At 59.2% G+C, this 7,677-nt stretch carries 7 protein-coding genes; 1 reads left to right on the top strand and 6 read right to left on the bottom strand.

Annotation, left to right across the window (positions count from 1 at the left end):
* Positions 1 to 53: 53 nt before the first annotated feature.
* The 5 genes from GOB90_RS18955 to GOB90_RS07550 all read right to left on the bottom strand — a co-directional run bounded on the left by GOB90_RS18955 (position 54) and on the right by GOB90_RS07550 (position 3,888).
* Complete coding sequence (locus GOB90_RS18955; RefSeq protein WP_206752469.1) at positions 54 to 194, bottom strand: hypothetical protein; 141 nt, start codon at positions 192 to 194, stop codon at positions 54 to 56.
* The gene (locus GOB90_RS07565; RefSeq protein WP_146887097.1) at positions 191 to 1,945 is read right to left on the bottom strand and encodes an SIR2 family protein; all 1,755 of its coding nucleotides are present in this window, start codon (positions 1,943 to 1,945) and stop codon (positions 191 to 193) included. The genes GOB90_RS18955 and GOB90_RS07565 overlap by 4 nt, the downstream gene beginning before the upstream one ends.
* A gap of 578 nt (positions 1,946 to 2,523) precedes the next feature.
* A complete protein-coding gene (locus GOB90_RS07560; protein ID WP_010516858.1) occupies positions 2,524 to 2,907 on the bottom strand; it encodes a type II toxin-antitoxin system VapC family toxin in 384 nt (127 codons plus the stop codon).
* Complete coding sequence (locus tag GOB90_RS07555; protein WP_173571983.1) at positions 2,904 to 3,242, bottom strand: type II toxin-antitoxin system Phd/YefM family antitoxin; 339 nt, start codon at positions 3,240 to 3,242, stop codon at positions 2,904 to 2,906. Before GOB90_RS07555 ends, GOB90_RS07560 begins: the two co-directional genes overlap by 4 nt.
* Before the next feature lie 7 nt (positions 3,243 to 3,249).
* Positions 3,250 to 3,888 (bottom strand): tyrosine-type recombinase/integrase, encoded by a 639-nt coding sequence (locus GOB90_RS07550; protein ID WP_146887093.1) that lies wholly within the window; start codon positions 3,886 to 3,888, stop codon positions 3,250 to 3,252.
* Between the two features lie 232 nt (positions 3,889 to 4,120).
* On the opposite strand from GOB90_RS07550, the gene GOB90_RS07545 reads away from it, so the two are divergent.
* The gene (locus GOB90_RS07545) at positions 4,121 to 4,843 is read left to right on the top strand and encodes a hypothetical protein (RefSeq protein ID WP_029604276.1); all 723 of its coding nucleotides are present in this window, start codon (positions 4,121 to 4,123) and stop codon (positions 4,841 to 4,843) included.
* A 97-nt stretch (positions 4,844 to 4,940) separates the two neighbouring features.
* Here the strand turns inward: GOB90_RS07545 and GOB90_RS07540 are convergent, their stop codons facing one another.
* Positions 4,941 to 6,998 carry a ParB/RepB/Spo0J family partition protein gene (locus GOB90_RS07540; RefSeq protein WP_146887091.1) on the bottom strand — a complete coding sequence of 686 codons (2,058 nt, stop codon included), beginning with the start codon at positions 6,996 to 6,998 and terminating at the stop codon, positions 4,941 to 4,943.
* Between the last annotated feature and the right edge of the window lie 679 nt (positions 6,999 to 7,677).

Genomic DNA, 7,677 nt, shown 5'->3' with positions numbered 1-7,677 from the left:
CATGCGGGCTGCACGGTCACGAAACTCAGGTGGAAAACGCTTCGATTTGTTGCTCATGAATCCTTCTTACCTCTCGGGTCGTTCCGTCTCCACAAAACCCGGGGCAATTCAATCCTGAACGGAGTCGGTAGGTCGTCGTATCCGGCTTCGTTGAGGCGCTGGCGGATGGCGGCAATAAGGGGGGACGAGGTCATAGCATCACCTCGGCGGCGAAGGCTGCACGCAGTTCGTCGATGTCGCTGGACGCTTGTAGGAGGCTCTCTACGCTTACATGGGAGGGGGCGAGCGATCCTGTCCGACCCGGCGCGCTTGATGGCGACCTGCTTGAGCGGGAGGCCATCGTGAGATGCCAAGTGTCGTCGGAGTGGATGACGAGGGCATTGTCGTTGGTATAGGCGTCGTCAGCCTGCAGGCGGATCGCTTCGGACGCCGACTTCACGAGGAAGACGGGACGGGCAGGCGCTCCGTCGCGACACGCCTGAAGCGAGGCGACCCCGGCGGACAGATCGTCGTTCGCAGGCGACGCGAGCGACCACTGAGCTGTCGATCGGCCATACTCCAGTAGTGCGAGCACGATGGCGAGATGCCCGAGCCTGCTCGCCCGGGCATTCTGGTCCGTCGCCAGCAGACCGATTGTATTCGGACTGATCGGCTCGTAGGCTGCCGGGTCATGCTGGAGCTGCCCGCCCCGGAAGAGGGACATTGCGCGTGACCAGAGAGCGATGCCCGTGTTGACGGCGGGCGTCCGGCTCTGGTCCACGTTGTCGACAAGGGCGCCGTCGGCCATCTGGTCACGAAGCGCGTTTACGGAAGCGGTCAGAGGGGCGAGAAGCGCGCCTCTGCCGCTCGCGTCGAGCGCGAGCCCCATCAGGCAGTTGAGCTTGTCGGCGACCGTCTTGAGCACCAGGGCGACCAGGACCTGTTCGCCCCACGCCCGCATGTGGCTAGCCGCGTTTATCGCTGACACGTTTCCGTTGTACTCATCGCCATAGACGATCCGCAGGACGTCGCGTTGACCTTGGGTGATCTGGTCCTCGCAGAAAACGTGGCCCGGGGCGTCCGGCGCGCATGGCCAGGGCCACTTGTTGATTCCGGTCGCCGCCGCGAACACGCCCTGCAGGTTCATGTCCTGGATCGACAAGCCCAGAACCATCGTCTTGCGATTCGTGGCGATCCCGAGCACCTCGTTCCGCATAGCGGCGAAGTCCGGATTGTTCGGCCACATCGCGATTTGCGTGTGGCTGCCGGTTAGAAAACGGCGATATCGCCCCTCGTCCTGCTCGGCGTGGATGATGCATCCGTGGAACTTCAGCAGCCTCGCCTGACCAGGAGGATCACGGAGCTGGTCGGGGTCCACGACGACCTGAAGGATTCCGGGGATGCTGCCGCCGAGACGATGGATGGCGGCTTCGATGAAGCCGTCCCAGTTTCCGGATGCGATGGTCTTGATGGCACCCTCAAGCACGAGGAGCGCGATACAGAGATGCGACGCTGCCGGCGGTGGCGGATTTTCGAACTGCCGCCGGATGTCGATCGCCGTCCAGAGGATGAAGTCGCCGGGATCTGCACCAACGCGGATATCGAGGACGCGGGAATAGTTATTCCAGAGCGCGTTGACGATCGCATCGCGCGCTCCCCACGCCACGAACGCCAAGTGGAGGTCGGCGCCGACTGCCGTTCGATCCGTTCCGGCTAGCTGCAGCGCCTCGTCGAGCGCGGGCATGTATTCGGCTTCGGTCGCCGGATCGACTGCTCGTATGCGAAGATATTCTATCGCCGCGGCGATGAGGCCGCCCAGGCTCGGTGCCTTCCGCGAGATACCCGAACCGACCCACAAAGCAAATTCGCCGTTCTCGACGGCCTTCGCGGTGGCGGCGAATTCGCCGTCGAGCTTCTCCAGAACTTGGCGCACGGTGATGTTGGTCGCGTTGGGTGCAAGTCCCACTTCATGCCTCCCCGATCGGCATGACACGAGTCACCCGGAAAAGCTCAATGTTATGCACGATCCCTTTGGAGTGCAACGCATTCCGGCTAAGTCCGGGGAAGACGCTGAGCTAGCTCGCGCCGGGTTCGTGTCGCGCTTCAAGCGGATCGACCGCAGGTGGTTCCTGTCGATCTCTGCTACATTCGCCTTCATTGAAGACGGCCTCCGGCCGCACCAATTCTCCAGCCCACGAAGCTGAACGGATGACCGGTTCTCGGCAATGGGATCGGACCTGCGAACGGCCAGCATTGGGTCTTCCCGAACACGACGGCCCGATGAACGAATGTCAGCAAAGCGCCTCGGCTCGCCCGGAACCTGGCAGAGTACAAACCGCCGAGGTCGGTCGGCCCATGAGATCAGAGGCGCAAACGCTGAAAGTCGGCATTTGATAAGATCCGCCGTTCGCCACGTCGTCGGTGAACGGCAGAAATGTCCCAAACTCGGCCTATTGACGTGAGTGTGGCAACATCAGCTTTCGGGAAACTACAAAAATCGTCAAGACGTCCAAGATGAGGCGTGTTCTGACGGCAGTCTCTGCTTCACGAACAGCGTATTCGCTTGATGGGGTAGTGATCCATTTGCCCGTCTTCTGAAAGGAATGTGGCGTGTTCAGCTTGCGCCTGCGCCATCAGGAGATGGTCAAACGGATCACGATGATGCAAAGGCAAAGACATAAGAATCTGCAGGTGTTCGGGCTGTATTTGCAGCAGAGAGAAACCTTCCGCAGGAATGGCTGCTAGAATATCGTTCATATCCGCATCAAGCTTTCCGATACGGATTTTGATCGCAATCTCCCATAATGATACGATACTCACCAGAATATCGTGGACGGGATCTGCGATAATTTCTCGTGCAGTCTCACCCAGCCGGTCGGAGCCCGAAAGCCACCACAGCAACGCATGCGTATCAAGCAGAACCTTCACAGGTCGCGTTCCATGCTTTCAAGAAGGTCCGGCGGTGTCTCATCAAAATCTTCGCTCATTCTGATCCGCCCACGAAGAGCTCCTGGCTGACGATGGGGACGATAGGAAGGAGCTGGCGGACGCAGTTCAGCGACAACCTGATCGTGAGACGTCACGAGGATCGTACTGCCCTGTCTGACCTGACGCAGATACGCTGTCAGGTTTCCCCGGAACTCCCGAACACCGATTTTCTGTGGTAATGGTGCGTTATCTGAAAGATGCTGGCTCATGGTCTCCTCCCCATGTGTCATCATAACATGTACACATAGGGAGGAGGTAGAGAATTCCTGAGGCATGTTTGTTTCAGAGATCAGTGGCTTCCGACAGTGCCAGAGCGTCCTCGACATCCACCCCAAGGTATCGAACCGTACTATCCAGTTTTGAATGACCCAGCAGGATCTGCACGGCTCGGATGTTACCGGTTCGTTTGTAAATCATGGCAACCTTAGTCCGGCGGAGCGAATGAGTTCCATATTCCCCCGGGATCAGTCCCACCGCCTGAACCCATTGATCCAGAAGCCGGGCGTATTGCCTTGTGCTCAGATGAGCTTTGGGGCTTAGGCGACTGGGAAAAACATATTCATTCAGGCCGCCACCTCGGTGTTCCAGCCAGGTTCGCACGCTTTCCCGGGCTGTTTCTGTAATTTCGAACTGTACAGGTCGCCGAGTTTTCTGCTGGACGACCATGGCTCGGTGACGTACCTGACCACTGGTCACGATGTCGCCGATACGCAGGCTGACAAGATCGCAGCCTCTGAGCTTACTATCGAGAGCAAGATCAAACAAAGCCTTGTCTCTGACACGCTGTTCGCTCCCCAGCCAGAACCGAATAGCCCAGACGTGCTTTTCTTTGAGCGCCCGCTTGGCGCCAACCATTTTTCCTGCATTCCAAGGCACGGACGCTTTTAACGTAGGCGATGGAAAACGAGTTTTCTTCTCCATGATATGTCCTCCTGATCAGCTGCACATGCAGCAATCAGAAGTCTGGGGGAGAACATCGGCGGATAACGAGAACTATTGCCGACCATCCGCTTTACGGAAACTGGAGCGGCACCTTTAATGACCGAGATGAAGGCGACAACCGACATTACAATGAAGGACGCGGGACGGAGATCGTCCCTACGTCGCAAAGCCAGACTGGCAACTCGCACCGACCTGGTTCATTGTTTATGTAATGAATCCGTTTCGTTCGCCCGACACCGACCTCCCCCTGTCGCATGCCCTCATCCTGAAGGCCGCGCTGCTGACGATCGGCTATATTGAGGAAAACGGCCCGATCGGCCTCACGCCCACCAAGGCGCTCAAGCGCTATTTTGTCGCGTGGGCCGCCGAGGCATTTGACTGGCCAGCCTATACGGTCGAAGACCTCTACGCCGTTAACAAAGTCCTCAATGAACACGATTTCCCGCCGCTGGTGATCCTGCATGAGGTTCTGCTCAGTGCGAAGCTCGCACGGCATTTCAAGGGAACCCTGCGGCTGACCGACCTGGCGAGAAAACTCAGATCGGAGCCTGCCCGGCTCTGGATGCTGTTAACGACCCATCTCCTCTTTGTCGTTGACCACAGTCCTTACACCCGAAGCGATGAGCCGCTGTTCGGCAACTGGGATATCTTTCTCAACGTCATCAATATCGAAGCCCAGGCTGCCGTCACCGAAGAGCGACTATGTTCGGTTCTCTACGGGGGTGAAGAGGAGGAGATCCGTCACCGGGATTTCAAGCTGACCGCCAGTCTGTACGTCCATGTCCTGCGTCCACTGTGCTGGGCAGGACTGCTCAACGAGCACCGAACCGGTACCGGCCTCAACAGGCGGGATTTCTATACCAAAACACCCTTATGGACAGCGGCCCTCAGGCTTGAAACGGATCGACACCTGCAGCCGGTGACCCGTCACTGACCACCGTCGACAGCCATTCCGGCGTGATGTCGTCGTTCCCATATAAAAGGCGCCTTCCGGAGACCGAAAGGCGCCAATACCAGTCAGCGGACTGACATCACTCGGCCGCCACCGCGTCCGGGCTATCGGGCATATGAGCTACCCCTGCTCCCCCTTCACTTCGCTCCGCCACGTTCCTCGTCCGCAATGCCTCGGGCAGCCATCCGGAGCCCTCCAGCAGCCGCTCAGCCGCTTGCGCCATGTCACCCTTCTTCATATGGGCGATACGCTCTGCCGCCTCGGCTCCCCGCGCCTCGCGCACGGCTTCGAGGATGCGGGCCTTGGTGACGCGGCCGAGATAGTTCTCCACCGTTGGCTGCCAGCCTGCTTCGGCCAGATCGAGCGCGAGCGCAGTGGCGAGACGGCCTGCTCGCGCAAGCCGCTCCCTGACGCTGCGTGCCAGAGACGGACCATGAGACGATTCATGCAGCGCGTTGATCCCGAAAGACAGGCAATGCGCTAGCAGGGCCAGACGGCTGGTGTCGTCCAGCCGGTCGAGCCACAGCCAGAGTGCAGCCTCGTCTTCCGGCAAATCGTGCTTCCAGCCCTCGTTGCGCTGGCGCAGCGCGTGGGCCGGCAGGCTGCCGGGCACGTCGGGGGAATGGACCTGCAGCGGGATTTCCCGGACATAGGCTTCCAGGCAATCTGCGCCCGAAACCTGCCAGTACAGATCGCGTACCAGCGTGTGAAGCAGTTCGGTCAGCGCGACATGCGGATTGCTGGCAAACGCATCCCGCAGGGCCAGTGTGCGCCAGGCCGTCAGTTCCGTCAGCAGGCGATCGGAAAGCGGTTTCAGTCCGTCTTCCTCCTCGGGGTCGGTATCGGGTGCGCCTTCCCTCCCATCCCCTTCGGCATCATCGCCATCGCCGCGGTGGTCAATGGCGTCGTCATATCTGTCTGATTCGTCCTGATCGACTTCGAGTTCGACCGGCATATCTTCCGGCCGGACGAAACCCCGTGCGACCAGCAGCGTGCCGTCTGTATCCAGGCTGACGAAGACACCGGCCCGGACCATGTCCGCCGGATCGAAGGAAACAGGGCGTTCTTCCAGCGCCTCGATAGCCTGCTCGATTTCACCCAGCCGCGTATCGACGTCCTCCGGGAACTCATCGGCCTGCGCGTATTCCGCCTCAATGGTTTCCTGCTCGCTGTGCAGAGCGGTCAGACGGCCCGCTTCTTCATCGGAAAGTTCAACGGTCGTCCCGTCGATCTCCGCGAACTGCCGTGTGTGTCCCCAGGGGAAGGACAGAGCCGTTTCGACCCATTTCCAGCCTTCGGCTCGGATATCCTCGGCCGCTGCCGCCAGTTTTTCCATCACCAGCCGGTCGAGAAGAGTGGGATCGCCCAGCCAGCCGCCATCGTCGGCTTCGAACAGGTCACGCATGACGGGACCGCCAGCCGCAAGATAGGCGTCCAGCCCGACGAAGCTTACGCGGCGATCCGATGCGCGCACGGTTTTTTCCGTCAGCATGCGGCGGATCAGATAGGGCTCGCGGTTATGGCTCTGGGCAATAATCTCCCAGACCTGCTCCTGCCGCGCAGGATCGTCGCTGATCGAGAAGGCCATGAGCTGTTCCAGCTTCATGCCGTCCTGCTCGTAAATCTCGAGCAGTTTGTCGGACACGGTCATCAGGCGCAGGCGCTGTTTGACCACGGTGGGCACGACGAAGAACGCGGCGGCGATCTCGTCCTCGGACATGCCCTTCTCCAGCATGTCGCGAAAGGCACGAAACTGGTCCAGCGGATGCAGCGCCACGCGCTGCACGTTCTCGGCCAGGGAATCATCCTCGGCGAGAATGGCCGATCCGGCCTCGCGCACGACACAGGGCACCGGGGCCGTTTTCGCCAGTTTCTTCTGCTTTACCAGCAGTTCGAGCGCGCGGAAGCGACGACCGCCGGCTGGCACTTCATAGGTGCCGGTTTCTGCCCCCTCGCCGTTCAGAACGGGCCGGACGTTCAGGCTCTGGAGCAGCCCACGACGTTCGATATCGCGGGCCAGCTCCTCGATCGACAGGCCGGCCTTCACACGCCGCACGTTGGACTGCGACAGCACCAGCCTGTTGAAAGGGATATCACGGGACGCATTGAGGGCGATTTTCTGGATGGCGCTCGCCATGGCGGGACACTCCGTGACGGACCGGCGGAAGACTCTCTCCCCCCTCTTTATCCGTCACGAAATCACTCCCACCCTCTGACTTTTCATGAAAAACCCGAGGCCGATTAAGTCCTTAACCATCCTCTTGTCGGTCGTCCAGCCTGCGTTATCTGCTCCTCGAAACTGGACATGTGTACTCGCAGTATACATCGCAAAAGATGTGATGTTCAGATCTGTATCTGAATCAAAACACCAACATGAACCGCACCGTCAACAGAATATGCTAGGCCCCGTGTAATCCACAGAAAAAGCTACCGAATGTCTCAAACAAAAACGACGCCTCGCCATTCGGCGCTTCTGACTGAAGCCGGATCGCGACATCATGACACCTATTAATTACATCATGATATACACAAACGATGTTTCAAAACCTACTGGACGACGTATTTAGGGCAACCTTGTGCAGTCCAGCGATACGTCGTGATGTTCTCCCCACCCCTTTTGCCGGGAAGTGGCACACCTTCGGGCATTTAAATCCGCCAGACAGTTCTTGAACTCAGCCGTTCCCGGAGTATGCCCCATGCTCCGGCAACTTTGTTTGTCCTCACTGAGTCGACGATCTGTCGTCGTGCCACACGCAGAAAGCAAAGCGATCAAAGAGATACACGTCGTTATTTTAAACGAATTCCTCAAGTATGCG

Source organism: Acetobacter oeni (assembly GCF_011516825.1).
In the GTDB taxonomy this organism is placed as follows: Bacteria; Pseudomonadota; Alphaproteobacteria; order Acetobacterales; family Acetobacteraceae; genus Acetobacter; species Acetobacter oeni.
Note: the sequence above shows the minus strand (reverse complement) of the source record. Positions and strands in the feature narration are given on the sequence as shown.